This is a genomic window from Sulfitobacter dubius (assembly GCF_900113435.1).
Taxonomy (GTDB): Bacteria; Pseudomonadota; Alphaproteobacteria; order Rhodobacterales; family Rhodobacteraceae; genus Sulfitobacter; species Sulfitobacter dubius.
In genome coordinates this window covers 184,740-209,801 of the sequence record NZ_FOPG01000001.1, presented here as the reverse complement: position 1 = coordinate 209,801, position 25,062 = coordinate 184,740, and the positions used below count along the sequence as shown (strand labels likewise).

Genomic DNA, 25,062 nt, shown 5'->3' with positions numbered 1-25,062 from the left:
GGGCTACTCAGCAGGAAGCCCCGCGAAATAGTCCGCCAAGGCCGACATATCCGCATCACTTAAATCCTGCGCAGCCTTGCGCATTAAACGCGCCCGTTCTCCACCGCCCCGATTGCCGTTACGCCACAGTCTGAGTTGCCCCGTCAAATAGTCGCGGCTTTGCCCGGTCAGCAGCGGCGCGATGGGCGCGTCGGCCTGCCGCCCCGGACCATGACAGACGGTGCAGGCAGGCACATCGCCAGTGCCACGCTGCGCCAGCAACGCACCGGGGGTTGTGGCTTCGGGCGCAGGTTCGGACTGCCGCCGTGGACCTTTGGATGAACCGAACGTCTGCGCCAACGTGGCGATCTCATTGTCGCTGAGCGCCATCGCTGCCTCTTGCATAATGCCGCTCTGTCGCTGGCCACTGCGATACTGGCGCAGCGCCTCGGCGATCTGGCCGGGGGTAAGCAGATCAAGGCGCGGGATATGGCTGTTGCCACTTTCTCCACCTTCGCCATGGCATTGTGCACAGCTCGCCCGCCCGCGCCCTTCGCCTGCCAGCGCCACCTGCCCCGCCCCATCGGGCAGCGCGTTCAGGTAGGCCACGACCGACCAAACCTCATCGTCGCGATCTTTGGCAGGCCAATGCGGCATGCCGGTCATTTTTACGCCCTCATTGACGATCCAAAACATCTCTCCCGGTGTCCAACCGGTAATGCTGCTGACATGCGGCGGGGTCGGCTCCATCGCCTGTGCCGCGGCGCCTTGCGGCTGCCCCGGCAGCGCATGGCAAAAGGCGCAGGCGTTTTTGAAATGCAACGCGCCGAGCTTCACCCGATCTGGCGAGCCTAGATCATCTGGCACCTCGTCTGGCCCCGGCGCCCGCAGTTTGACCGACTGTTTAAAAGTCGTGTGCATCAACCATGTCACCCCCCACATATGCCCCTCGCGTGCCGAAACATTGTAAAGCCCGATCGCGACGACAGAAACTGCCACCACGGCACCAGTTGCCGCTACTGCGGCGAGGGTCTGGATCACCCGTTTCATGCCATTTCCCTTTTGTCTTCCAGCGCCTTAGCGATCAGCGCCAATCCTGCGACCAGATAAATCGGCGTGCCGATCCCCAGCATCAATAGCCCACCCAACTGCTGTGCATCCAAATCCGGCGCACGGCCACAGATCGCAGCATAAAGATCGCGTGGGGCAAGGATAATCAACGCCCCCAGCAGCGTCATATGCATGGAGGTCAGCAGCAGCCCGCCTGCTCCGGCCAACGGCTCCCCACGCAGACATCCGGCCCAGACCAGCAGTCCGGCCAGAGCAAAACTTAGCTGTTCAAGCACCAGCCCCGGCCAGCCGCCATCGGCCCAGCCGTGCAATGCGGGCAAATGCCAGCCCCAGACGACGACGAACTCAACCACCGCGCCCAAAAGCGGCGACGGGGCGAAAATCGCTGTGACCTTTGGAAAACCTAGCACCAGCAGCGGCGCCACCACAGCCACCAGCCCCATATGCCGCAGCATGTGATGCGGAAAGTCGGCGCCGAGCCATTGCCCCAGAGGCAAAATCCAGAGCACAGCCAGCAGCGCCAGCCCGGCATATCCCAGCCCTACCCTCATCCGCAGCTGCCGATCAGCAGCACAGGCAGCGATACATAGACCACTCCGATGAAAGAGATTACCGCCAGCAAAAACGCCGCGTGACCAAGGAATTGATGCCGGTCTTCGCTTGTTCCCGCGTCATTCTCCCACTCGCGGTCGCGGGGCATATCCCATTGCCGCCATGCGCCCCATGCCAGCCAAAGGATCAGCGCCAGCGCAATCAACGTGCCGATCCCAATGCCCAGCCGCAGCAGCGCCACCGCCCCGGCCCCGCCCTTGGCACAGACGACGGCTGCCGTCCCATAAGACACCGTGAAATACACCGCCCAGATCAATGGGCTGAAGGTGATCCGCCACAGGCTCAGCGCCTCGGCGCGAAACTCATGGGCGTCTTGTTCGTCGCGAATGTCGCTCATGACAGCCACCCCGGTGCAAGCCCCAGGATCGCGGCGGTCACCACCACTTTTACGGCCATGAAATGCCAATAAAGTGTGACATTGCGCAGATCGGCATCATAGCGCGGAGTCAGCTTGCCAAAAACGCTCGCGGCCAGGCAATAGCCCTGCATCAACACACCCACGCTTAGATGCGCCACCAACCACACCATCAGCGCCCAGAGAATTGCCGGGTAAACATGAGAGGTCGGGTCCAGATCACGAACGGCGGTCCAAGCGGCCACACCCGCCACAGCCGCGGCCAATGGTGCCAAGACCAGCGCGGCGCGGGCCAATCCCAGCTTTCCGCGCATATTCGCTTCGCGTGCCGCGAGCGTCAGCGCCCATGCTGCCACACCCGCCAGCGCTGCCACCCCGACCCAAAGGCCCAGAGGGTGCAGTGCCCCCTCGGGCGGGAAATCAGACCGTGCGGTCCAGTAGAAGAAGAACCCGAAAACCACACTGGCAAAGGCCGTGGCATCACCCAACATGGTGATCCACATGGCCCACCAACCGACAGAATCCGGGCCAGACGCATAGGTCGGCAGGCGCAGGCCCAGCCCCGCATCGCGCATCTCTTCCTTCGGAGGGCGGGCGGTGGTGGTCCAGAGCCAATACATGATGCAGACAATGGCGAAGGCCCCGCAGATGATGGCAGGCGTGTAGATGTGAAAGGTGGGAAAGATGAACGCCCCGCCGGTGAAAATCGCGGCGAGGATGGTGATCCACGCAGGCCCGGTGACACGCTGCACATGCACGGGCTTGGCGTCTATGACGCTGGTCACAATGGTCTCGCGCTGATGATCTGGCGCATCGGGCAGATAGTAGCGGCCCGCGTCCATTCGCTCGACCAATTGCGGCTGGTCCCACAGAGGATAGCGCGAGGTGACATGTGGGACAGAGCGCACGCCCCACGCCTCCTCTGGCACCTCATGGGAAAACTCAAGCGTGCCCGCACCCCAAGGGTTTCGCGGGATCTCACCTTGGGCCTTTTTCGGGCGCAGCAGATCATAGAGGAACACGGCAAAGCTCGCCGCAATGATGAAAGCCCCCAATGTCGAAATCAGGTTCAGCCAGCCCCAGCCGGAACTTTCGGGGTAGGTAAACACCCGGCGCGGCATGCCCATCAGCCCGGTCAGGTGCATCGGCAGAAAGGTGATGTTGAAGCCCGAGAAGATCAGCCAGAAGGCCCAGAGACCCAAGCGTTCGCTTAGCAGCTTTTTGGCCATGAAGGGATAGAAGTAATAGACCCCCGAGATCACCGGGAAAACCATGCCGCCAAAAAGCGTGTAATGCAGATGCGCCACGATGAAATAGGTGTCATGCACCTGCCAGTTGAACGGCACGATCGCCAGCATAACCCCCGTTAGACCGCCCGCGACGAAGATCGCCAAGGCCCCCGCGATCCAGAGCATCGGCAGTGTCAGCTTCACCCGCCCCACCATCAGCGTGGCGACAAAGGCGAAGATTTGGATGCCCGTGGGGATCACGACCGCCTCAGACGCCGCTGAAAAGAACCCTAGTGAAATCTGCGGCAGCCCGGTGGTGAACATGTGGTGCACCCAGAGCCCGAAGCTGAGGAACCCGGTGCCAACCGCGCTCAACACGATCCACGAATAGCCCACGATGGGCCGCTGCGCGACGGTGGGCACGATCATCGCGGCGATGGCGATGGAGGGCAGAAAGACGATATAGACCTCCGGATGCCCGAAAATCCAAAACAGATGTTGCCACAGGATCGGATCGCCCCCGCGCGTGGGGTCAAAGAACGGCCAGTCAAAGGACCGCTCCAGCTCAAAAAGGAAATCCCCGGCGATAAGCGGCGGGAAGGCGAACAGGATCATACCCCCCACAACCAGCACATACCACGCATAGAGCGGCATGATGTTAACCCGCATCCCCGGCGGACGGCATTTCAGCGCGCCGACGATCAACTCAACCGCTGCTGCGATAGAGGCGACTTCGATGAAGCTCAGCCCCAAAAGCCAAACATCGGGGCCGATCCCCTCTTCTTTGGTGGCAAGCGGCGGGTACATGAACCAGCCCGCCTTGGGTCCGGAATCGAACAGAAGCGAGCCCAGCACAAAGCAGCCACCGATCAGAAAACACCAATATCCGTAAGCAGATAACCGGGGAAACGGCATGTCCCGAGCACCGAGGAAGGCGGGCAGCAGCAGGATCGATATCGCCTCGAACATCGGCACGGCAAAGAGAAACATCATCGCCGAGCCGTGCATGGTGAAGAACTGGTTAAACCGGTCCGCGTCCAAAAAGGTCATGTCCGGAAAGGCCAATTGCACTCGCATCAAGAGCGCCAGCACCCCTGCAATCAGCATAAAGGCCAGCGCCGTCAGCGCATACCACTTGCCCACTTCAGAGTTATTGACGGCGGTGACATAGCGCCAGCCTTGCGGCGTCTTCCACGCCGCGCGCAACTCCTCGGCGCCGCGCTGCTGCTCGGCCTGCGGTACCGGTTCGGCCAAGGCCGCCTCGCTTGGCGGATATGGCCCTTCGGCCACGGGAAGCGATGCGGGTTTTGTCATGTCAGCCCCTTGAGATAAGCAACCAGCGCGCGCAGGTCTTCGGGCGCGATATGGTTATAGCTTGGCATGGCGACCTCGGGTTTCAGGCTTTCGGTATGGGCGATGAACTGGGCGAAATCTTCTTCGCTGCCGTTCAGAATGCCAGCACCGATGCTCTTGCGGCTGCCGACATGGGTCAAATCCGGCCCCACCTGCCCCACCGCCGGTGTGCCGCGCACGCTATGGCAAGCGCCGCAGCCCTCGCGGGTAAAGACCTGCGCCCCACGAACGGCCTCTCCACTGGCGGGCGCGGTGGCTGCTTCGGCCTCAGCCGTCAGCCACTCGGCAAAGTCTTCGGGCGTCATTACCACCGTTTCAAACGCCATCAGCGCATGGGACGCGCCGCAGAATTCAGCGCATTGACCCCGGTAAACGCCCGGCTCCTCGGGGAAGAACGACAGATAGGTTTCGCGCCCCGGGATCATATCGACCTTGCCGCCAAGGGCGGGCACCCAGAAGGCGTGGATCACCTTATGCGCGTTCAGCACCAACCCGGTGCGCCGCCCCGTAGGCAGCCGCAACTCATTGGCCGAGGTCACGCGGCTGCCATCGGGCAATTCATAATCCACCCGCCACCACCATTGTTCTGCGGTGATGTGGACCTTAAGACCCGGATCGGCCTCGCGTTGGGGTTTCATCATCGGCAGGCTGTAGGTCAAAAGCGCCCCCAGCAGGATGACCGGAAAGATCACCCCGCCGCCGACGATCAGCATCTCCCCCCAACGGCGCGGCATTTCGCGCGGCTCCACGCGGGTCACATAGACAAAAATTGCTGCCAGCAGCAGCCAAAGCAGAACCGCGCCGCCGAACATCACCCAGATGAGCGACAAGACATCCTGCGCATCGCGCCCGGCGGGGCTCAACACCGATTGCCGGCCTTCGCAGGCCGATAGAGCCAGAAAGCTTAGGCAGATCAGCATCAGGCGCATGGTTTTGGCTCCGTCATCCTGCTTGCACATCGGTCAAGGTTTCACGTCAGAGTGGCACAGGCCGCCTCGTGGGAACAGGGCCGCCCTGTGCGAATTTGACCCTCAAAGGACGGCCGCCAGCCCACCTGCCTATTGACCGAGCGCTTGGCCCAGATCGGCACCAAGGTCGTCGACATCCTCGATCCCGACCGACAGTCGCAGCAGCCCTTCGGGGATCCCAGTGTGGGGCTCAATGGTGTGGCGATGCTCAACAAGACTTTCCACCCCGCCAAGCGAAGTCGCCCGGTGGAAAAGCTGCAACCGCCCCGCCGCTTTAAGCGCCGCCTCGGCCCCGCCCTTGACGACAAAGGACAACAAGCCGCCGAACCCGCCGCTCATCTGCTGCGCAGCAAGGGCGTGGCCGGGATGGTCCGGCAGACCGGGGTACATCACCTGTTCGACCTGCGGATGATCCGCCAGAAATTCGGCCAATGTCATGGCATTGCGAGACATCTCGCGCATCCTGAGCGGTAGGGTCCGCATGCCGCGCGCCAGCAACCATGCCTCCATCGGGCCGATTACCGCGCCTGCCTCATTCCGGTCATCGCGGATCATCTGCCAGCGTGCCGCGCCTGCGTCATTGGTGGCCAAGGAACCAGACAATACGTCAGAATGGCCGTTGATCCCCTTGGTCGCCGAATGCATCACGATATCCGCACCATGCTCCAGCGGATGGCTCAGCACGGGCGAGGCCGCCGTGCTGTCGACCATCAGTGTCGCGCCCACCTCATGCGCGGCGGCGGCGGCCCCGGCGATATCGGTGATGCGTAGCCAAGGGTTTGAGGGGGTTTCGATCAGGCATAGGTCGGGCTTTTCGGCACGGCAGAGCGTGGCAAATGCATCCAGATCAGAGGCGTCGACCTCATGCAGCGAAATCTGACGCCGGGCGCAGAAATCACGGATCCATTTCGTCGTGCCCCAGTAGATCTGGCTCTGCACCACCACACGCGCGCCATTGGGCACGGTGCGGAAGACCGCTGCGATTGCTGCCATGCCCGAGGGGAAGATCAACGTCTCTTCGGCCCCTTCGAGCGCATTCAGGATACGCTCCGCCACGCGGGTATTTTCGTTATGCGAACGCAGATAGACGTTATCGGGATTCACCAGCGCGTAATTCTCATCGCGCAGATAGGTGGTGGCGAATTGCACTGGCGGCACAACCCCGCCGGACGCAGGATCAATGGCCCCGGCGGCTTGGGCCGCGATGGTGGCAGGGTGCAGATTTGGTTTGGGGGGCTGGGCCAAGGTTGTTCTCCGACAGGTGTTTTAAAAGAGTGGTATACAAAGCAACAACCCGGAGCAAATGCGATCACGCGCAATGCTTTCGCGTCACGCTTGGGTGAGCAGACGGCCGCAGCCCTTGATCAAACGGTAGAAAATGTCACCTTTGACGCAACCCATTCAGGAGCGCCACATGGGCACCGAACGCATAACCTTCCCCGGCCCCGATGGCACGGAACTCGCCGCACGGCTGGACCTGCCCGACGGGCCGCATCTGGCAACCGCGCTTTTTGCGCATTGTTTTACTTGCGGCAAAGATATCCCCGCCGCGCGGCGCATCGCCGGGCGTCTGGCGGCGATGGGCATTGCCGTGCTGCGCTTTGATTTCACCGGATTGGGCCATTCGGGGGGCGAGTTTGAGAACACATCGTTTTCCTCAAATGTCGATGACCTGATCGCCGCTTGTAGCTATCTTTCCAGCCGTGACATGGCCCCGGCGCTGCTGATCGGTCACTCGCTGGGCGGGGCGGCTGTGTTGAAAGCCGCAGCGCAGCTGGCCCATGTCAAAGCGGTCGCCACGCTCGGCGCGCCCTTCGATCCGGCCCATGTCACCCATAATTTCGCCGAGAGCCTGCCCGAGATTTCGGCCAACGGCAGCGCTGAGGTCAACCTTGGCGGGCGGCCTTTCACCATCAGTCAGGGCTTTATCGACGATGTGCAGGGCGCCTCCCTCGCCCCTGATATCGCCAAGCTGAAAGCCGCGCTGCTGGTGCTCCACGCCCCGCGCGATGAGATTGTGAGCATCGACAACGCAGGCCAGATTTTTCTGGCCGCGAAACATCCCAAAAGCTTTGTTACGCTGGACGATGCCGATCACCTGATCACACGCGCGGGCGATGCCGAATATGCGGCAGAGATCATCGCCACATGGGCGGATCGCTATATGACGCTGAAATCCCCCGCCCCGCCCCCCGGCGCGCCGGAGGGGATCGTGCGTGTGACCGAGGCCGACGCCGATGGGTTCTTGCAAGACGTGAACGCAGGCCCCCACCACCACGCGCTGGCGGATGAACCACTGGCCTATGGCGGCACCAATCGCGGCATGTCGCCCTATGGGTTTTTGTCTGCGGGGCTTGGCGCTTGCACGTCGATGACGATCCGCATGTATGCGCGGCGCAAGGGATGGCCGCTGACGGGGGTGAGCGTCGATGTTTGCCACGACAAGGTGCATGCGCAGGATGCGGGCACCGGGGCTGCGGAGAAGATTGACACGTGGCGGCGGCGTATCCGGTTGGAGGGGGATTTGAGCGAGGAGCAGCGCCAGCGGTTGTTGGAGATCGCGGATAAATGTCCGGTGCATCGGACGTTGGAGCGGAGTTCGACGGTGCTGACGGAACTCCTCTAGGTACGGTGACTTGACCACCCCAGCCCGGAATCAAGCCGCAGGCGCCGGGCCATCGCCTGCCCGCCCGGACGGGTAGGCGATTTGGTGAGGCTGGGCGTAACCTCGCGAGCGCACATCATGGTTGAGCCATAAAGTGGCACCGACCTACGTATGATCGCCGACCCGCGGGCAGGCGATGGCCCTCGTCACCCTCACCACCCCAGACTTGTCCTTAACCGCAAGTCAGTTTATGCCGCCCCTGACCCATCCCCTGTCCTAAAAAGGTGCGCGCATGATCCCCCGCTACTCCCGTCCCGATATGGTTGCCGTTTGGTCGCCGGAAACGAAATTCCGCATCTGGTTCGAGATCGAGGCCCATGCCTGCGACGCGATGGCCGATCTGGGCACCATCCCGCGCGAGAATGCCGACGCCGTGTGGAAAGCCAAAGACGTTGAATTCGACGTGGCCCGTATTGACGAAATCGAAGCCGTCACCAAACATGACGTCATCGCCTTCCTTACACACCTCGCCGAACATGTCGGCAGCGATGAGGCGCGTTTCGTGCATCAGGGCATGACCTCGTCGGATGTGCTCGATACCTGTTTCAACGTACAACTGACCCGCGCCGCTGATCTGCTGCTGGTCGGCATGGAGAAGCTGCTCGCCGCGCTGAAGAAACGCGCGCTTGAGCATAAAGACACCGTGCGCGTGGGCCGCAGCCACGGCATCCACGCCGAGCCGACAACCATGGGCCTGACCTTCGCCCGCTTCTATGCCGAGATGGACCGCAACCGCGCCCGCCTCGTCGCCGCGCGCGAAGAGATCGCCACCGGCGCGATCTCGGGCGCTGTCGGCACTTTCGCCAATATCGACCCGCGCGTCGAAGAGCATGTCTGCGAGAAACTGGGCCTCAACCCCGAGCCGATCTCGACCCAAGTCATCCCGCGCGACCGTCACGCGATGTTCTTTGCCACGCTCGGCGTCATTGCCAGCAGCATTGAAAACGTTGCGATCGAGATTCGCCATATGCAGCGCACCGAAGTGTTGGAAGGCGCGGAATTCTTCTCGATGGGGCAAAAAGGCTCATCGGCCATGCCGCATAAAAAGAACCCGGTGCTGACCGAGAACCTCACCGGGCTTGCCCGTCTGGTGCGCATGGCCGTGGTTCCGGCGATGGAGAACGTAGCACTTTGGCACGAACGCGACATCTCGCACTCCTCCGTTGAGCGTGGCATCGGGCCTGACGCGACTGTCACGCTGGACTTTGCCCTGCACCGTCTGGCTGGCGTGATCGACAAAATGCTGATTTTTCCCGAGAACATGCTGGACAACATGAACAAATTCCCCGGCTTGGTCATGAGCCAGCGGGTGCTTCTGGCCCTGACCCAAGCGGGCGTGAGCCGCGAGGATGCCTATTCCATGGTGCAGCGCAATGCCCTGAAAGTCTGGGAAGAACGCCTCGATTTCCGCGAATTGCTGCTGGCCGACAAAGAGGTCGTCGCGGCCCTTGGCGAAGACGGCATCAACGAGAAATTCGACATGGGCTACCACACCAAACATGTCGACACGATTTTCAAGCGCGTCTTTGGCGACTGATCTGGGAATCGTAACGCTTTGAGATTGGCGCAGATGGGTGTATCCTGTCTGCGCCTGTCAAAGGAGCAAACGACATGAAACTCGCACTGACACTCGGCGCCCTCATGGCGCTCACGGCCCCCTCCCTCGCCCTCGCATCGGGCTGCGTTCATGACAAACAGGTCATGACCTGCGCCGAGGGGATGAAACTCGACATCAGCAGCGGCACCTGCGTGCCAGACGCCACCGCCTGAGGTTTTCACGGGCGGCAGGGTTTCTCGTTGCTGGATCAGAGGGCCGCGCCTTGGCGGCCCTCGCGGTTGCGACTGCGCGGCCCTTCGACGGCTGACCCCGGCCTATGACGCGCAGGATGGCTTGTTGCGCAGGGCGGCGCAGGCTATGTCAGGAAAACTTTAACAGCCTGTCAGAGCCCATGTCGGACCAAGCCCCCCAAGTCAAAAAGCCCTATCCCTTCGGTCGCCGGGCGCGCCATTACCTCAGCAATCTGCTGATCGTCGGGATCATTCGCACGGCTTTGGCCCTGCCCTATAAGGCGCGGCTCAGCTTTGTCGGCAGCTTGGTACAGCATGTCTTGGCCCCGCTGGCGGGCTACCGCCGCCGCGCGCTCGACAATCTTGAACATGTCTGGCCCGAGATGCCGCTCGCCCGTCGCGAGGAAATCGCCACGCGCTGTCTCAACAATCTGGGGCGGTCTTTCATCGAGAATTACTCGGCCGATGATTTCCCCAAACGCATGGCCGATGCCGAGCCACGCGGCCCCGGCATGGCGGCGCTGGAGGAGGCCAACCGCACCGGCCACCCGGTGATCTTGGTGACCGGACATTACGGCAATTACGAAGCGGCGCGGGCGTCCCTCGTGGCGCGGGGCTATGACATCGGCGGGCTTTATCGAGAGATGAAGAACCCTTATTTCAACGCCCATTACGTCAAGACACTCGAAGCTTTCGGCGGGCCGGTGTTTCCGCAGGGGCGGCGCGGCACGGCAGGTTTTGTGCGGCATCTGAAACAGGGTGGTCGGCTGGTGCTGCTGTTTGACCAGCATGTCATCCACGCGCCGATCCTAGATTTCATCGGCAAACCCGCCCGCACCGCGGTTTCTGCCGCGGAGCTGGCGTTGCGCTATGACGCGCTGTTGATCCCCTTTTACGGCATTCGCCAAGACGACGGGGTAAGCTTTAACGTAGTGCTAGAGGCGCCCGTGCCACATAGCGATCCGATGACCATGACGCAGGCGCTGAACGACAGTCTGACCGCGCAGATCACCAAAACGCCCGAACAGTGGTTTTGGGTTCACCGCCGCTGGCGACCTCACGAAGAGTGACGCAAAAAGTGAGCCGCGCTTCGGCCCTATCTGCTGCGTGCTGCCGCTAGAATCGCCCCCGGACCGCCCGGTTCTTGCTGCTGGATGATCACCACAACGGGTAAATCGCCCTCGGCTTTTGCCGTGAGTGATAGCGGTGTCGAGCCGTCCCATTTGGCCAACACCTGCCAACCTTGAACAACGTTGCTGTGTTCCATGACATGGCCTGCATTCTCGCCTCGGGTGACCTTGGTCCGTTCCATTGGCGAATAGCGCAGCATGTGAACTTGCATCTGCCCAGAGGGCTGGGCCAAGGGCTCCGCCTTGATCTGTACAGCATCGCCGGAATGCTCAATGTTCAACGCAATGCTGGGCGCAACCTCTGCATGTTTTTCGACCGCATCCATCAATTTCATCGGCTTGGCACCGACGATATCGGTCTGCCCCTGCACGATCAGTTCAGGCGTGAAAATGCTGCGCCGCCGCCCCACGGCGGCATACCCGCGCTGTCGCTCGGCATGCAATGCGTCGCCAAACGGGTCTTTCCAGCCAATGTAATCCCAATAATCCACATGCAGCGCCAGCGCGATAATATCGTCGCGCCCCGCAATTTCGGCCAGCATTGCATCGGCAGCAGGACAGGATGAACAGCCCTGAGAGGTAAAGAGTTCAACGACCACAGGCTGATCCTGCTGAGCCTGCAAAGGAGCGGCCAGCAGCGACAGCGCGGCGAGAACGGGATAAATCAGCGGCTTCATAAAATTCCAGACGGATAAAAAATTCGAGGTGATGGCCAAGGTTTATCCTTCGCCATCGTAAAACGCTAATCAACCTTTGTTGAAACGCCCGTTAGCGCCCTCATCACATTACCAATAGGCCTCCCCCTTCAAATTCGGTACACAATGGTATACAAAATCGTCCGAACCCGCTTGATAACAGTTGAACCGCCGCGCCTCTAGTGGCATTGAGACATCAATCTAGCCACCCATCAGACCCCGAAGGGAGCCCGCCATGACAATCCAAGTCGGTCACGACAGTGCCAAGACACGCAAGACCCTCTCCGTTGGCAGCCAGAACATCGCCTACTATTCCATTCCTGCTGCCGAGGCTGCGGGCTTGGGCGATTTCTCCAAATTGCCAGCGGCGCTGAAAGTCGTTCTGGAAAACATGCTGCGTTTCGAGGACGGCAAGACCGTCACTCAGGACGACATCAAGGCATTTGCCGAATGGGCGACCAAGGGCGGCAAGAACCCCCGCGAAATCGCCTATCGCCCTGCACGCGTCTTGATGCAGGATTTCACCGGCGTTCCGGCTGTTGTGGACCTCGCCGCGATGCGCGACGGTCTGGTGGCGCTTGGCGGCGACGCGGATAAGATCAACCCGCTGAACCCCGTTGATCTGGTCATCGACCACTCCGTCATGATCGACGAATTCGGCAACCCGCGCGCGTTCCAGATGAACGTCGACCGCGAGTATGAGCGCAACATCGAGCGTTACACATTCCTCAAGTGGGGCCAAAAGGCGTTTAACAACTTCCGCGTTGTGCCCCCCGGTACCGGCATCTGCCACCAGGTGAACCTTGAGTATCTCAGCCAGACCGTTTGGACCGACAAGGACCAAAACGGCGAGGAAGTCGCCTACCCCGATACGCTCGTCGGCACCGACAGCCACACCACCATGGTCAACGGCGCTGCCGTTCTGGGCTGGGGCGTTGGCGGGATCGAAGCCGAAGCCGCGATGCTGGGTCAGCCGATCTCCATGCTGATCCCCGAAGTCATCGGCTTTGAGCTGACCGGCCGCATGATGGAAGGCACCACCGGCACCGACCTCGTGCTGAAAGTCGTGGAAATGCTGCGCGAAAAAGGCGTGGTGAGCAAATTCGTCGAATTCTACGGCGAAGGTTTGGATCACCTGCCGTTGGCAGACCGGGCAACCATCGCCAACATGGCGCCTGAATACGGTGCCACCTGTGGGTTCTTCCCGATCGACGACGAGACCCTGCGTTACCTGACCAACACAGGCCGCGACAAGGATCGTGTGGCGCTGGTCAAAGCCTATGCCCAAGAAAACGGCATGTGGCGCGATGCGAACTATGCGCCGGTCTACACCGACACGCTGTCGCTCGACATGGGCACCATCGTGCCTGCGATCTCGGGCCCCAAACGCCCGCAGGATTACATCGCTCTCGACAGTGCGCACACCGCATTTGGCGAATACGTCAAAGGCATCCGCGAAGGCAAAGACACCTCGGCCAATTCGGAAATCCGTTGGGAAGGCGAAGGCGGCCAGCCCGAGCCGCGCGACATCCCCGGTGACGAAGGCCACCACAACCGCGGCTATGTCGCCACTGAAGATGGCAATTACCAGCTGCATGACGGCTCCATCGTGATCGCCTCGATCACGTCCTGCACCAACACCTCGAACCCCTATGTGATGATCGGCGCGGGCCTCGTGGCACGCAAAGCGCGTGAACTGGGCCTGACCCGCAAGCCTTGGGTCAAGACATCGCTCGCCCCAGGCTCGCAGGTCGTGTCGCATTATCTTGAGGCCGCTGGCCTGCAAGAAGACCTAGATGCGATCGGCTTCAACCTCGTGGGCTATGGCTGCACCACCTGCATCGGTAACTCCGGCCCGCTGGAAGCGCCGATCAGCAAGGCGATCAACGACTACGATCTGATCGGCACCTCGGTCCTCTCGGGCAACCGTAACTTCGAAGGCCGCATCAGCCCCGACGTGCGCGCCAACTACCTCGCCTCCCCGCCCCTCGTCGTGGCCTATGCGCTGGTGGGTGACATGAACCACGATCTGGCCAACAGCCCGCTGGGTCAGGACAAAAACGGCAACGACGTTTACCTGAAAGACATCTGGCCCTCGACGCAGGAAGTCGCTGAATTGGTCGAACAGACCGTGACGCGCGAAGCCTTCCAAGAGAAATACGCCGATGTCTTCAAAGGCGACGAAAAGTGGCAGTCGGTCGAAACCACGGACAGCAAGACCTACGACTGGCCGCCAACCTCGACCTACGTGCAAAACCCGCCCTACTTCCAAGGCATGTCGCCAGAGCCGGGCGTGATCTCCAACATCGACGGCGCGAAAGTGCTGGCGGTGCTGGGTGACATGATCACCACCGACCACATCTCGCCTGCCGGGTCCTTCAAGGAAACCACCCCTGCGGGTCAGTACCTGACAGAGCGTCAGGTGCCGGTGCGGGAGTTCAACTCCTACGGCTCCCGTCGTGGTAACCACGAAGTCATGATGCGCGGCACCTTCGCCAACATCCGCATCAAAAACGAGATGCTGGACGGCGTTGAGGGCGGTTACACCAAAGGCCCCGATGGTAAGCAGACCTCGATCTTCGATGCCGCCATGGCGCATCAGGAGAACGGCACACCGCTCGTGATCTTCGGTGGCGAACAGTACGGCGCGGGTTCTTCGCGTGACTGGGCTGCCAAAGGCACTGCCCTGCTGGGCGTCAAGGCCGTGATCGCCGAGAGCTTTGAGCGTATCCACCGGTCCAACCTCGTCGGCATGGGCGTCATCCCGTTTGAGTTCACCGGCGGCGACACCCGTAAATCGCTGGGCCTGACTGGCGAAGAAACCGTGTCGATCAGCGGGTTGGACACCATCAAGCCGCTACAGGAAGTGCCTTGCACGATCACAATGGCCGATGGCAGCACCAAAGAGATCACGCTGAAGTGCCGCATCGATACCGCGATTGAGATCGAATACATCGAACACGGCGGCGTGCTGCACTACGTGCTGCGCAACTTGGCGAAATCGGCCTAAGCGCCGGACACCGCATCACCGACAAGATTGGGGGAGCGGCCTGTAATGGGCCGCTCCCTTTTCTATGCAGAGCACGCCTGAACCTAAGCTGAGGAACACAAAACGATCGAGTTCGTTGATCCTGAACCACTCCAAGCGGAAGGACGCATAATGAGCCCGAAAATCACCGTTCTCTTTTATTCCACCTACGGCACCAACCACGCCATCGCCCAAGAGGCCGCCCGCGCCGCCGAAGAGGCTGGCGCAGAGGTGCGTCTACGCCGCTGCGCGGAAACCGCCCCACAGGCCGTTGTCGATGGACAGGATGCGTGGCGTGAACAATTGGAGAAGATGAAGGACATCCCCGAGGCCAAGCCCGAAGACATGGAATGGGCCGATGGCTATTTCATCTCTGCGCCGACGCGTTTTGGCGTCGCAGCCAGCCAGTTCCGCGCTTTCATCGACACGCTGGGGCCGCAGTGGCAATCAGGTGCGCTGGCCAATAAGGCAGTCACCGCGACCACCTCTGCGCAGAACCCGCACGGGGGCCAAGAAACCACGATCCAGTCGATCTATGTCACCGCCATGCACTGGGGCGCGATCATCGTGCCGCCGGGCTATGCTGATGACGTGAAGTTCGAGGATGGCGGGAACCCTTACGGCTATTCCTGCGAACCCGGCCCGCTGGATGAAACCGGCAAAAAATCCGTCGCCTTCCAAGCCAAACGTCTGGTCGAATTCGCAGGCAAGATCAGCGGCTAAGCGCGTCTTGTAGTGCCGGGAGAAACCGCTGTTCGTAATCGCTGCCGACCAGTGGCCCGGCAAAGCGGAACAGCACCGTGCCGTCCCCGCCAACGATGAACGTCTCTGGCGGGGCGGTCACGCCCCAATCAATCGCCACCCGCCCTTGAGGGTCGAACCCAACCCCTGCAAAGGGGCTTTTTTCGTCTTCCAGATAGGCGGTGGCGTTCTTCTCGGTATCTTTGAAGTTCACGCCAATGATGTTCATCCCCTCGGCCTGCATCTCCAGCAGTTTGGGGTGTTCAGCGCGGCAAGGCGGGCACCAGCTTGCCCAAAAGTTCACAAGGCTCACCTCCCCCCCGCGCAGCATGTCGTCCGTCGCCTGCGGATAGCCCGGCAGCGCGGCCTCGGGCATCGCGGGTGCTTGTTGCCCGACCAACGTAGAGGGCAGCCCCTCGGGGTCATCGCGGTACATGCCGACCGCCGCCAGTGCAACGAAGGCCGCGAAAATTAGCGGCGGGGCGATCATCATGGGAGAGAACCTAGCCACGGCGTCCGGCCTCCGCTTCGACCTCTTCCAAAGCGCGGCGTGCCGCCCGGCCCCGCAGCAGGGTCAGCCCCACCAATGCGGCCAACAGCAGCAGCGACACCCCATAGGCCGAGAGCACCTCGGCCGCATATTTTCCAAGTTCCGGCATCACGCCCCCCTGTTCATCCGCGCCCGCAGCGCCGCCGTGCGGCGCAAGCGAATTTCGGTGCCCGTGCGGTAAACAACCAGTGCCAAAAACAGCAGGCCAAAGCCGATCATCGCCAGCACCAAAGGATAGAAAAACACATCCGCCACGCTGCGGTTACCGGTGGCCACGGGGATCGACGTGCCCTGATGTAGCCCTTGGTTCCAGAACTGCACCGCATAGCGCGACAGCACCGCAAAGACCGAGCCCACAAGGCAGAGGACCGATGTCAGGTCAGCGGCGGTGTCCGGGTCTTCGACCGCCTGCCACAGCGCGATATAGCCAAGATAAAACAAAAACAGGATCAGAAACGATGTCAGCCGCGGATCCCACGCCCACCATGTGCCCCACATCGGCTGACCCCAGATCGCCCCCGTCACCAGCGCGATTAACGTCATGACCAGCCCCACGGGGGCCGCGGCCTTGGCCGCCAAGGCGCTGACGTGGTGACGGCGGATCAGCCAGATCAGCGAGGCAACAAGCATCATAAACCACGCGTTGATCGCCATGAGGGCGGCAGGCACATGCAAATAGATGATCTTGACAGTGCTGCCTTGGCGCGCGTCATCGGGCGTGCCGAAAAAACCCCAAAGCAGGCCGACACTTACAAAGACTGCCGCCAGCGCCCAAAGCACAGGTTGCACACGCTCTGAAAGCGCAAGGAATTTGACCGGGTTTGCGTATTGCCAAAGGGACATGCGGTTTACCTATCGCGCGGGTGGGTGGTGCTCAATGCACAAATATTTGGGGCACGATTTCTTGGGTCATCGCAACCCCATCCGAAGCACCGCCGCTGCGGCAAATGGCATCAAGGCAACAACGGCCAGCGTCAGTCCCGCCAGCATCAAAAGCGGCGTGCTGGCATCCAGCCCCGCGCTGCCACGCCGCGCAACTTCGGCCCCGAAGATCAGCGTCGGGATATAAAGCGGCAGTACCAGCAGGGACAGCAGCAAGCCGCCGCGTTTGATCCCCACCGTCAGCGCCGCGCCGAACATGCCGATGACCGACAGCGCCGGGGTGCCGAGTGCGAGCGAGGCCAGCAGCCACAGATGACCGGGCGCCGCGAGTTGCAGCATCACCCCAAGGAAAGGCGCCGCCAGCACCAGCGGCAGACCCGTGGTCAGCCAATGCGCCAAAGCCTTGATCGCCAGCGCCCCTTCGAGGGGCAAAGGTGCGGTGAGCAGCAGTTCGAGAGAGCCGTCTTCGAGGTCGAGCGCCAGCAGACGGTCGAGCGACAATAGGCAGGCCAACAGTGCCCCGAGCCAGAGCACACCGGGGGCAATCGCTTTGAGCAGCGTGGCCTCTGGCCCGACGCTAAAGGGCACCAGCATCGTCACGGTCAGGAAAAACGCCAGCCCAAGGCCAAAGCCTCCGCCCGCGCGCAGCGCCAGCCGCAAGTCTCGCAGCAACAGCGCCTTCATAGAAACGCCGCGTCGCTGGCGCCGAGATCGGCATCGGGGGCCGCGCGGTAGGTGCTGATGTCGAGCACACGGGCATCGACCCCCAGATCAATATGCGTGGCCATGAGGGCCGATCCCCCCGCCGTCAGATGCCCAAGCAGGGCGCTGCCGAAGAGCGCGACAGCATCCGCATCGAGCGAAACCGTCGGCTCATCCAGCACCCAGATCGGCCGCCCGGTCACCAACAGCCGCGCCAGCCCCAGTCGCCGCTTTTGCCCGGCAGAGAGCGTCCCCGCCAAACGATCTGCAAGCGGCCGCAGCGCATAACCATCAAGCGCCTGCGCAATATTAACATTTCCAAAGACCTGCGCCCAAAAGCTCAGGTTCTCGCGCACGGTCAGCATGGATTTCAGCCCATCCGCATGGGCGGCATAGGCGACACGGTCCTCCGCCCCCTCGATCTGCCCCGTGAGCGGCGCTTGCAGCCCGGCGATACAGCGCAGCAGCGTCGTCTTTCCGGCCCCGTTCGGGCCGCGCAGCACCAAGGCCTCCCCCGCCTCCAGAGCAAAGGATACGCCCGAAAGCACCGGCACCCCGCCGCGTGCCACGCTGAGATCGCTCACTTTCACTGGCGACGCCGCTCCGCCCTTAGACCGGCAAAAGGGCCAGCGCGATGCGCCGTCCCTCGCTCAGCAAGATGTTATAGGTCCGGCAAGCGGCGGGAGAAGACATCACCTCGACCCCCAGCCCGGCCTCTTCCAAGGTCTCACGCAGCTCGTCGGGGATATGCGCCACCTCCGCCCCGGTGCCAAGGAAGACCACATCGACCTTGCCCGCCAGCACCAACACCGGCGCGGGATCGGCCAGACCGCCCCAGCCGGTGATGCCTTCGGGGCCGATCACCTGCGGGCCTTGCACGACCTCTCCGCCAATGCGGAAGAAGCCGGGGCCGTAGCCGTCGATCGGTTTGGCGTCGGTATAGGTGATCTCGTTCAATCGCATGTTATGTCCCTCTCAGGCTCAGATATTCCACAGCGGCAGGCCAAGGATAGCCGATGCGGCGATGACGATATAGGCCACCGCGCGAAAAAGCCGCTCTCGACCCGGATCAAATAGCCGCGCCCCGATGATATTGGCGATGACATTCGGCACCCCGGCCAAGAGGCCCAGCATCAGCACCGGCCAGACCACCTGCCCCGTCGCTGCCAGCATCACAAAGAGCATCAAGTCCAGCCCCAGAAGATAGAGCAGGAAATTGGCGCGGATCACCGCAGCGGGCCGACGGCTGGCCATATAGAGCAGGATCACCGGCGGCCCGGCGATGCCCGCGAAACCGGTCATAAAGCCCCCCAGAGCGCCGGTGGCGGTCACCAGCTTCGCGCCAAGCGCCCCGTGATAGCGCCAGCCCGCAAGCAGCAGCACAAGAAGCCCCAGAACCACGCCGGAAACGATCCAGCCAAAGCCCTCGGGCGAGATCGTCGACAGCCCCCAGAGCCCCAGCGGCATCCCGATCAGCACCCCCAGCAATAGCCGACCCACTTCACGGGGGGCACCTTCGCGCAGGGCATCGGGGAGGTTTGGCAGGGGGCCGATCAACTCGGCAGCGGTCATGAACAGGATCGCTTCGACCGGAGAGAGCACAGAGGCCGCCACCGGCATGATAATCATGGCAGAGCCGAAACCCGCAAAGCCGCGAACCAGCCCTGCCACGATCACGGCCAGCGCAAGCCAAGCCACCCCGGGGGTGGCCATGGCCTGCGCCAGCAGGTCAGGCATCAATATTGGCGAATTGCGTACCCGCGCCCGCGTCGGGCTTGGACCAGTCGCGTTTCACGCCAAGATAAAGCACCACATTCTTGGCCACATAGACCGAGGAATAGGTGCCGACGATCACGCCCCATGTAATCGCAAAGACAAAGGCCCGGATCACATCGCCGCCCAAGATCAGCAGCGCGATCAGCGCAAGCAGCGTGGTGCCCGAGGTCATCAGCGTTCGGCTCAGCGTTTCATTGACGGATAGGTTCATCACCTCACGCAGAGGGCGCTTTTTGTATTTGCGCAGGTTCTCCCGCAGGCGGTCAAAGATCACCACGGTGTCGTTGATCGAATAGCCGATGATGGTCAGGATCGCCGCCACCACCGGCAGGTCGAAACGGATCTGAAGGAGTGAGAACAGCCCGATGGTCAGCACCACATCGTGGAACAGTGCCACGACCGCACCGACCGAGAACTGCCATTCGAACCGCAACCAGATGTAGATCAGGATCGCCGCCAGCGCCCCGCCCACGGCGAGGAATGCCGTCTGGATCAACTCGCCCGAGACCTTGGGCCCAACGGATTCCACCGAGGTGAACTTGATGTCGGGGGACACGCTTTGCAGCGCCGCTTCGATGGTTTCGATGGTGTCGGTGGTCGCCGCTTCTTGGCCCTCTTGGGCCTGAACGCGGATCATCGCCACATGGCGGTCTTCCCCAAAACCGGGGTCAAAGACCTCGGAAATGGTTACATCGCCCAGCTCCAATGGAGCCAGCGCATCGCGGTAGGCGCCCACGTCGATGGCCTCAGAGCTTTCGGTCCGCAGGGTCGTGCCGCCGCGGAAGTCGATGCCAAAGTTCAGCCCCATCACGCCCCAAGCGATCAGCGACAGGATCATCGCCACCACAGACGCGCCAAAGGTGATCTTGGCATAGCCAAAGAAATCGAAATTCGTGTTGTCGGGTACCAGCTTCAGTCGCATGTCAAACCTCGATTGTCTTGGGACGGCGGCGTTCAAACCAGATCACCACCAGCAAACGGGTGACGAAATAGGCGGTGAAGACCGATGTGACGATGCCAAGACCAAGCGTCACGGCAAAGCCGCGCACCGGACCAGAGCCGAGAGCGAAGAGGATGACCGCCACAATGAAAGTGGTGATATTGGCATCCAGAATGGCGCTGAGCGCACGTTCATACCCCAGTGAGATCGCCCGCGCGGCCCCCTTGGCGTTGCGCTGCTCTTCGCGGATACGCTCGAAAATCAGCACGTTGGCGTCGACCGCCATGCCGACGGTCAGCACGATCCCGGCGATGCCCGGCAACGTCAGGGTGGCTCCGATCAGGCTCAATAGGCCAAAGATCAGCCCGACGTTGATGATCAGCGCGATATTGGCGAAGAACCCGAAGAGGCCATAGGACGCCCACATGAAGAAAAGCACGGCGGTAAAGGCCACCATCGTGGCGATCTTGCCCGCGTCGATGCTGTCTTGGCCCAGTTCCGGCCCGATGGTGCGCTCTTCGACAAAGCTCAGCCCCGCAGGCAAGGCACCTGCCCGCAGCAGCACCGCAAGGTTGGTGCTTTCCTCAACCGAGAAGCGCCCGGTGATGATGCCTGAGCCGCCGGGAATATGGCTTTGGATGGTGGGCGCGCTGATGACTTCGTTGTCGAGCACGATGGCAAAGGGCGAGCCGATGTTCTCGGCCGTGTAATCACCGAACTTGCGCGCGCCGGAAGTGTCAAAGCGGAAGGACACGGCAGGTGCCCCGTTCTGGTCAAAGCTCGGCTGCGCATCGACCAATTGCTCCCCAGTGACGACGGGGGCGGTCTCAATGGTGTAAAAGACCCCCTCTTCATCCGCTGCGGGCAGGATCGCGTTGCCGATGCCGGGGTTGTCGTTCTCATTCGAGCCGCGGTTGACCACCGGGTTGAAGGTCAGCTGCGCCGTGGTGCCGATGATGGCTTTCAACTCAGCGGCCGAGCCAATGCCCGGCACCTGAATCAGAATGCGGTCCGCCCCCTGACGCTGAATCGTCGGCTCACGGGTGCCGACTTCGTCAATGCGGCGGCGCACGATTTCGAGGCTCTGCTGCATGGTGCGTTCGTCGGTCGCCTGTTTTTCGGCATCCGACAGGGTGATGGTGATGGTGCCATTGGCCCCGCTCACGTCGATGTCGCTGCCGCCTGCGCCGGTCACGGTGGTGACGGGGCGGGCCAGATCACGGGTGATCTGCAGCGCCTCGGCCATTTTCGACGGATCGTTCAGACGGACCCGCAACTCCCCCGCTGGCGCTTCTTGGCGGCGCACCGGTGTCAGGCTGCGCAAAGCGTCGCGGACCTCGGGCCATTGTGCTTCCATGCGCGAGGCATAGACATCGGCCAGTTGCACTTCGGCCAGCAGATGCGCACCGCCGCGCAGGTCAAGGCCAAGGTTCACCAGCCCCGAGGGCATCCACTCAGGCCAAAGCGCGCGCTGCGCTTCCAACTCAGGCGTGCTGCCCTGCACGTCGATGGCCGCAACCGCGTCATTGTGCTTTTCAACAGGAGCGTAAAAGGCATTGGGAAGCGCGAGCCAAAGCCCTGCCAAACAGGTCAGGACAATGACAATCCGCTTCCACAGATCAATCTGTAGCATAGTTCCGCCTTTGGGTTGCGGCCTCGGGGTAGGGTTTATTTCGCCGGTTCGGTTTTGGAAACGACGGTCGCGATGGTGGCCTGCACCACCCGGATTTTCACGCCTTCAGCGATTTCGACTTCGACTTCGCCGTCTTCTTTGACCTTAACCACCTTACCGATGATCCCGCCTTGGGTGACGACCTGATCGCCCCGGCGCAGACCGGCGACCATTGCCTGATGTTCCTTCGCCTTCTTCTGCTGTGGGCGGATGAGCAGAAAATACATGATCGCGAAGATCAGGATCAGCGGCACAAATTGCTGGATGCCTTCCATGGGGGTCGTCCTTTTCGATGGGTATTGGGCCGCAAATGGGCCTTGAGAATTTGGCCAGAACCTAAGCGCGGTGACAGCCGGGTGCAAGGTGCAAAGCCCCGTGGTTTATATGGGCCAAGGCTGGCGCATATCGCCGCATGGTTGCGGCCCCTACCGCCCTGCCAAGCTTTGAGGCATAACGCAGCTAAACCGACTCACCCGATCCCGAGGACAGACATATGCACGATATCCGCGCCATCCGCGACAATCCCGAGGCTTTTGATGCCGCTCTTGCCCGCCGGGGCGAAGCTGCAATGTCTGAGGCTGTGCTGTCCCTTGATGCCGCGCGCCGCGCCAAGATCGCTGCGGCTGAAACGGCAAAAGCCGAGCAAAACAAGGCCAGCAAGGAAGTCGGCGCCGCCAAGGCCAAAGGCGACGAGGCAGAGTTTGACCGTCTGCGGGCCTTGGTCAGCGACAAAAAGGCCGAAGTTGCCGCGATGAATACCGAGGCGCAGGAGTTGGATGCAAAGCTGACGGACATGCTGGCGCGCATCCCGAACAGCCCCGCCGATGATGTGCCGCAGGGCGCGAACGAAGAAGACAACGTTGAGGTGAAGGTCTGGGGCGATAAACCCAGTTTTGATTTCACCCCGGTTGAGCATTACGAGATCGCAAGCGTCAAACCCGGCATGGATTTCGAGACGGCCTCGAAAACATCGGGGGCGCGTTTTGTCATGCTGAAAGGCGGCGTGGCCCGTATTCACCGGGCATTGGCGCAATTCATGATCGACACCCATGTAGACGAGAACGGGCTGACGGAATACAACACCCCTGTTCTTGTCAACAATGCAGCAATGTACGGTACAGATAAACTGCCGAAGTTTGGCGGCGATTCATTCGTAGCCGCTTCAATGGCTAGCCGAGCTCGACTGAGCAAAATGGCCTTGGAAGACTATAGTCACTCTGAACGCGAAATTTTGGATATGCTTTCTGACGCCTCTCTTGCCGACATTGTCGCAGAGGCTTACGAAAAAGCTGATACGCAAGAAGACTATTGGCTAATCCCAACCTCGGAAGTCACGCTTACTTATAGCATTGCCGGGGAAACGCTCGAAGAACGATCACTACCCATGCGCATGACTGCCCATACGCTTTGCTTCCGCTCTGAGGCCGGGAGTGCTGGTCGTGACACGGCAGGCATGTTGCGCCAGCACCAGTTTGAGAAGGTCGAGATGGTGTCGATCACCCATCCCGATGAAAGCGACGCCGAGCAGCAGCGCATGGTCGGCTGTGCCGAAGGTATCCTTGAGAAACTCGGCGTGCCCTATCGTACCGTGATCCTCTGCACAGGTGACATGGGCTTTGGCGCGCGCCGCACCTATGACATCGAGGCTTGGGTGCCGGGGCAGAATTGTTACCGCGAGATTTCGTCGGTCTCGACCACTGGCGATTTTCAAGCGCGGCGGATGAATGCGCGGTTCAAGCCTGGGGGCGGCGGCAAGCCGCAGTTCGTGCATACGCTGAACGGTTCCGGCTTGGCTGTTGGGCGCTGCCTGATTGCGGTGCTTGAGAATGGCCAGCAGGCCGACGGGTCAGTGATACTGCCCGAGGTGCTTGCGCCATATCTAGGCGGCAAGACGACACTGACGGCGGAGGGTGTGCTCGCCTAAGGCTATCGCAAGGCCCGATCCGCGCCGCAGGCGCCGGGCCATCGCCTGCCCGCCCGTCACGCCATAGGCGTGCCAATACATATTGGCGCACGTTTAGCGCGGCGGGTAGGCGATTTGGTGAGGCTGGGGGCGACATAGAACACGCACACCACGGCTGAACCATAAAATGGCATAAATCATGGTCAGGATCGCCGACCCGCGGTCAGGCGCTGGCCCCTGGTTGCCGTAGCGGGCGGGCGCTCTAAGATTAGATGTACCGCTACATCTTATCCCGCGAGGCCCCGCTTGCCCAAATCATCCCGCACCCTGATCGCAGCGCTTGCTCTGCTGCTCAGCATCGCCTTCGCAATTTCCCCTTTCTTTGTCCCAAGCTTTGCCGGTTTCGATCCGAACCAATTCCCGATCCCGCAAGACAATCCGCCTGCGCAGCCTGCAGGCTATGCGTTCTCGGTTTGGGGTTTGATCTATCTGTGGTTGATCGTCGGCTTGGGCTACGGTCTGCTGCGCGCACCGCGCGACGCGCAGTGGCATGACATGCGGGTGCCGCTGTGCCTGTCACTGGCGGTTGGCACCACATGGCTTGCCGTCGCTGTTATGAGCCCGGTCTGGGCGGCGGTGCTGATCTGGATCATGTTGGTCACGGCGCTGCTGGCGCTTTTTCTCTCTCCGGTCGAAGACCCGCTATGGGCCGCCGCACCGGTGGGGCTCTATGCAGGATGGCTTTCTGCTGCGTCTTGCGTATCGCTGGCGCTGTTGGCGGCAGGCTATGGGTATCTAGATGGGCAGACGGCGGCGCTGGTCTTTGTCGGGCTCGCAGCCGCGCTTGGGCTTATCATCCAAACGGCTTTGGGCCGCACGCCCACCTATGGGATCGCCGTGATTTGGGGGCTGATGGGGGTTGTGGTGACCAATTGGGGTGAGACACCCGTGGTCCCTTATCTGGCGCTTGCGGGCAGCGTTATCGTAGCGCTGCCCACCCTGCGTGCCTTTCGGCGGGGTTGA

Annotated in this window: 25 protein-coding genes; 8 read left to right on the top strand and 17 right to left on the bottom strand. The window is 61.7% G+C overall.

The annotated features are described in order from the left end of the window. Positions 1–3: 3 nt before the first annotated feature. From BM229_RS01000 to BM229_RS00975, 6 genes are all read right to left on the bottom strand, one after another. Complete coding sequence (locus BM229_RS01000; RefSeq protein ID WP_093925851.1) at positions 4–1,029, bottom strand: c-type cytochrome; 1,026 nt, start codon at positions 1,027–1,029, stop codon at positions 4–6. Next, positions 1,026–1,601, bottom strand: a complete 576-nt coding sequence (locus BM229_RS00995) for a cytochrome c oxidase assembly protein (protein WP_093925850.1) — start codon at positions 1,599–1,601, stop codon at positions 1,026–1,028. Before BM229_RS00995 ends, BM229_RS01000 begins: the two co-directional genes overlap by 4 nt. After that, the gene (locus tag BM229_RS00990; RefSeq protein WP_093925849.1) at positions 1,598–1,999 is read right to left on the bottom strand and encodes a hypothetical protein; all 402 of its coding nucleotides are present in this window, start codon (positions 1,997–1,999) and stop codon (positions 1,598–1,600) included. The genes BM229_RS00995 and BM229_RS00990 overlap by 4 nt, the downstream gene beginning before the upstream one ends. Continuing rightward, on the bottom strand, positions 1,996–4,560 hold the full coding sequence (gene ctaD / locus BM229_RS00985; protein WP_093925848.1) for a cytochrome c oxidase subunit I: 2,565 nt from the start codon (positions 4,558–4,560) through the stop codon (positions 1,996–1,998). Before ctaD ends, BM229_RS00990 begins: the two co-directional genes overlap by 4 nt. Continuing rightward, positions 4,557–5,528 (bottom strand): cytochrome c oxidase subunit II, encoded by a 972-nt coding sequence (locus BM229_RS00980; protein ID WP_093925847.1) that lies wholly within the window; start codon positions 5,526–5,528, stop codon positions 4,557–4,559. Before BM229_RS00980 ends, ctaD begins: the two co-directional genes overlap by 4 nt. Positions 5,529–5,657: 129 nt before the next feature. Continuing rightward, positions 5,658–6,812, bottom strand: coding sequence for a trans-sulfuration enzyme family protein (locus BM229_RS00975; RefSeq protein WP_093925846.1), 1,155 nt, complete (start codon positions 6,810–6,812; stop codon positions 5,658–5,660). Positions 6,813–6,981: 169 nt separating this feature from the next. Between BM229_RS00975 and BM229_RS00970 the strand changes: the two genes are divergently transcribed. From BM229_RS00970 to BM229_RS00960, 4 genes are all read left to right on the top strand, one after another. Then, positions 6,982–8,193: a bifunctional alpha/beta hydrolase/OsmC family protein gene (locus BM229_RS00970; protein WP_093925845.1), complete on the top strand. Its 1,212-nt coding sequence runs from the start codon at positions 6,982–6,984 to the stop codon at positions 8,191–8,193. Between the two features lie 271 nt (positions 8,194–8,464). Continuing rightward, complete coding sequence (gene purB / locus BM229_RS00965; RefSeq protein WP_093925844.1) at positions 8,465–9,769, top strand: adenylosuccinate lyase; 1,305 nt, start codon at positions 8,465–8,467, stop codon at positions 9,767–9,769. A 74-nt stretch (positions 9,770–9,843) separates the two neighbouring features. After that, the gene (locus tag BM229_RS18165) at positions 9,844–10,002 is read left to right on the top strand and encodes a hypothetical protein (RefSeq protein ID WP_162931827.1); all 159 of its coding nucleotides are present in this window, start codon (positions 9,844–9,846) and stop codon (positions 10,000–10,002) included. Between the two features lie 179 nt (positions 10,003–10,181). After that, positions 10,182–11,090: a lysophospholipid acyltransferase family protein gene (locus BM229_RS00960; RefSeq protein WP_093925843.1), complete on the top strand. Its 909-nt coding sequence runs from the start codon at positions 10,182–10,184 to the stop codon at positions 11,088–11,090. 26 nt (positions 11,091–11,116) lie between these two features. Here the strand turns inward: BM229_RS00960 and BM229_RS00955 are convergent, their stop codons facing one another. Then, entirely contained in the window at positions 11,117–11,827 is a 711-nt protein-coding gene (locus BM229_RS00955; RefSeq protein ID WP_093927168.1) for a DUF1223 domain-containing protein, read from the bottom strand. A 253-nt stretch (positions 11,828–12,080) separates the two neighbouring features. Between BM229_RS00955 and acnA the strand changes: the two genes are divergently transcribed. Together acnA and BM229_RS00945 are read left to right on the top strand one after the other, a co-directional pair. Further along, positions 12,081–14,855, top strand: a complete 2,775-nt coding sequence (gene acnA, locus BM229_RS00950; RefSeq protein WP_093925842.1) for an aconitate hydratase AcnA — start codon at positions 12,081–12,083, stop codon at positions 14,853–14,855. A 150-nt stretch (positions 14,856–15,005) separates the two neighbouring features. Further along, positions 15,006–15,596, top strand: coding sequence for an NAD(P)H-dependent oxidoreductase (locus BM229_RS00945; RefSeq protein WP_093925841.1), 591 nt, complete (start codon positions 15,006–15,008; stop codon positions 15,594–15,596). Here BM229_RS00945 and BM229_RS00940 read toward each other — a convergent pair. From BM229_RS00940 to yajC, 10 genes are all read right to left on the bottom strand, one after another. After that, positions 15,586–16,104 carry a DsbE family thiol:disulfide interchange protein gene (locus tag BM229_RS00940; RefSeq protein WP_167360215.1) on the bottom strand — a complete coding sequence of 173 codons (519 nt, stop codon included), beginning with the start codon at positions 16,102–16,104 and terminating at the stop codon, positions 15,586–15,588. The two genes, BM229_RS00945 and BM229_RS00940, sit on opposite strands and share 11 nt — an antisense overlap. A gap of 13 nt (positions 16,105–16,117) precedes the next feature. Then, on the bottom strand, positions 16,118–16,273 hold the full coding sequence (gene ccmD, locus BM229_RS00935) for a heme exporter protein CcmD (RefSeq protein ID WP_067627937.1): 156 nt from the start codon (positions 16,271–16,273) through the stop codon (positions 16,118–16,120). After that, the gene (locus tag BM229_RS00930) at positions 16,273–17,007 is read right to left on the bottom strand and encodes a heme ABC transporter permease (RefSeq protein WP_093925839.1); all 735 of its coding nucleotides are present in this window, start codon (positions 17,005–17,007) and stop codon (positions 16,273–16,275) included. The genes ccmD and BM229_RS00930 overlap by 1 nt, the downstream gene beginning before the upstream one ends. Before the next feature lie 66 nt (positions 17,008–17,073). After that, the gene (ccmB, locus tag BM229_RS00925) at positions 17,074–17,730 is read right to left on the bottom strand and encodes a heme exporter protein CcmB (protein WP_093925838.1); all 657 of its coding nucleotides are present in this window, start codon (positions 17,728–17,730) and stop codon (positions 17,074–17,076) included. Continuing rightward, a complete protein-coding gene (gene ccmA / locus BM229_RS00920; RefSeq protein WP_093925837.1) occupies positions 17,727–18,338 on the bottom strand; it encodes a heme ABC exporter ATP-binding protein CcmA in 612 nt (203 codons plus the stop codon). Before ccmA ends, ccmB begins: the two co-directional genes overlap by 4 nt. 19 nt (positions 18,339–18,357) lie before the next feature. Continuing rightward, positions 18,358–18,711, bottom strand: a complete 354-nt coding sequence (locus tag BM229_RS00915) for an Mth938-like domain-containing protein (protein WP_093925836.1) — start codon at positions 18,709–18,711, stop codon at positions 18,358–18,360. 18 nt (positions 18,712–18,729) lie between these two features. Then, complete coding sequence (locus tag BM229_RS00910; protein WP_093925835.1) at positions 18,730–19,485, bottom strand: sulfite exporter TauE/SafE family protein; 756 nt, start codon at positions 19,483–19,485, stop codon at positions 18,730–18,732. Next, complete coding sequence (gene secF, locus BM229_RS00905) at positions 19,478–20,446, bottom strand: protein translocase subunit SecF (protein WP_093925834.1); 969 nt, start codon at positions 20,444–20,446, stop codon at positions 19,478–19,480. Before secF ends, BM229_RS00910 begins: the two co-directional genes overlap by 8 nt. Position 20,447: 1 nt before the next feature. After that, positions 20,448–22,097, bottom strand: coding sequence for a protein translocase subunit SecD (gene secD, locus BM229_RS00900; RefSeq protein WP_093925833.1), 1,650 nt, complete (start codon positions 22,095–22,097; stop codon positions 20,448–20,450). Between the two features lie 35 nt (positions 22,098–22,132). Further along, complete coding sequence (gene yajC, locus BM229_RS00895; protein WP_093925832.1) at positions 22,133–22,411, bottom strand: preprotein translocase subunit YajC; 279 nt, start codon at positions 22,409–22,411, stop codon at positions 22,133–22,135. A 218-nt stretch (positions 22,412–22,629) separates the two neighbouring features. Between yajC and serS the strand changes: the two genes are divergently transcribed. Together serS and BM229_RS00885 are read left to right on the top strand one after the other, a co-directional pair. Next, entirely contained in the window at positions 22,630–24,060 is a 1,431-nt protein-coding gene (gene serS / locus BM229_RS00890; protein ID WP_093925831.1) for a serine--tRNA ligase, read from the top strand. A 285-nt stretch (positions 24,061–24,345) separates the two neighbouring features. After that, entirely contained in the window at positions 24,346–25,062 is a 717-nt protein-coding gene (locus BM229_RS00885; RefSeq protein WP_093925830.1) for a hypothetical protein, read from the top strand.

Bases quoted from the DNA above. Each gene is read 5' to 3' on its own strand.
- BM229_RS01000 (WP_093925851.1), bottom strand. From the start codon at position 1,029: ATGAAACGGGTGATCCAGACCCTCGCCGCAGTAGCGGCAACTGGTGCC.
- BM229_RS00995 (WP_093925850.1), bottom strand. From the start codon at position 1,601: ATGAGGGTAGGGCTGGGATATGCCGGGCTGGCGCTGCTGGCTGTGCTC.
- BM229_RS00990 (WP_093925849.1), bottom strand. From the start codon at position 1,999: ATGAGCGACATTCGCGACGAACAAGACGCCCATGAGTTTCGCGCCGAG.
- ctaD (WP_093925848.1), bottom strand. From the start codon at position 4,560: ATGACAAAACCCGCATCGCTTCCCGTGGCCGAAGGGCCATATCCGCCA.
- BM229_RS00980 (WP_093925847.1), bottom strand. From the start codon at position 5,528: ATGCGCCTGATGCTGATCTGCCTAAGCTTTCTGGCTCTATCGGCCTGC.
- BM229_RS00970 (WP_093925845.1), top strand. From the start codon at position 6,982: ATGGGCACCGAACGCATAACCTTCCCCGGCCCCGATGGCACGGAACTC.
- purB (WP_093925844.1), top strand. From the start codon at position 8,465: ATGATCCCCCGCTACTCCCGTCCCGATATGGTTGCCGTTTGGTCGCCG.
- BM229_RS18165 (WP_162931827.1), top strand. From the start codon at position 9,844: ATGAAACTCGCACTGACACTCGGCGCCCTCATGGCGCTCACGGCCCCC.
- BM229_RS00960 (WP_093925843.1), top strand. From the start codon at position 10,182: ATGTCGGACCAAGCCCCCCAAGTCAAAAAGCCCTATCCCTTCGGTCGC.
- BM229_RS00955 (WP_093927168.1), bottom strand. From the start codon at position 11,827: ATGAAGCCGCTGATTTATCCCGTTCTCGCCGCGCTGTCGCTGCTGGCC.
- acnA (WP_093925842.1), top strand. From the start codon at position 12,081: ATGACAATCCAAGTCGGTCACGACAGTGCCAAGACACGCAAGACCCTC.
- BM229_RS00945 (WP_093925841.1), top strand. From the start codon at position 15,006: ATGAGCCCGAAAATCACCGTTCTCTTTTATTCCACCTACGGCACCAAC.
- BM229_RS00940 (WP_167360215.1), bottom strand. From the start codon at position 16,104: ATGATCGCCCCGCCGCTAATTTTCGCGGCCTTCGTTGCACTGGCGGCG.
- ccmD (WP_067627937.1), bottom strand. From the start codon at position 16,273: ATGCCGGAACTTGGAAAATATGCGGCCGAGGTGCTCTCGGCCTATGGG.
- BM229_RS00930 (WP_093925839.1), bottom strand. From the start codon at position 17,007: ATGTCCCTTTGGCAATACGCAAACCCGGTCAAATTCCTTGCGCTTTCA.
- ccmB (WP_093925838.1), bottom strand. From the start codon at position 17,730: ATGAAGGCGCTGTTGCTGCGAGACTTGCGGCTGGCGCTGCGCGCGGGC.
- BM229_RS00915 (WP_093925836.1), bottom strand. From the start codon at position 18,711: ATGCGATTGAACGAGATCACCTATACCGACGCCAAACCGATCGACGGC.
- BM229_RS00910 (WP_093925835.1), bottom strand. From the start codon at position 19,485: ATGCCTGACCTGCTGGCGCAGGCCATGGCCACCCCCGGGGTGGCTTGG.
- secF (WP_093925834.1), bottom strand. From the start codon at position 20,446: ATGCGACTGAAGCTGGTACCCGACAACACGAATTTCGATTTCTTTGGC.
- secD (WP_093925833.1), bottom strand. From the start codon at position 22,097: ATGCTACAGATTGATCTGTGGAAGCGGATTGTCATTGTCCTGACCTGT.
- yajC (WP_093925832.1), bottom strand. From the start codon at position 22,411: ATGGAAGGCATCCAGCAATTTGTGCCGCTGATCCTGATCTTCGCGATC.
- serS (WP_093925831.1), top strand. From the start codon at position 22,630: ATGCACGATATCCGCGCCATCCGCGACAATCCCGAGGCTTTTGATGCC.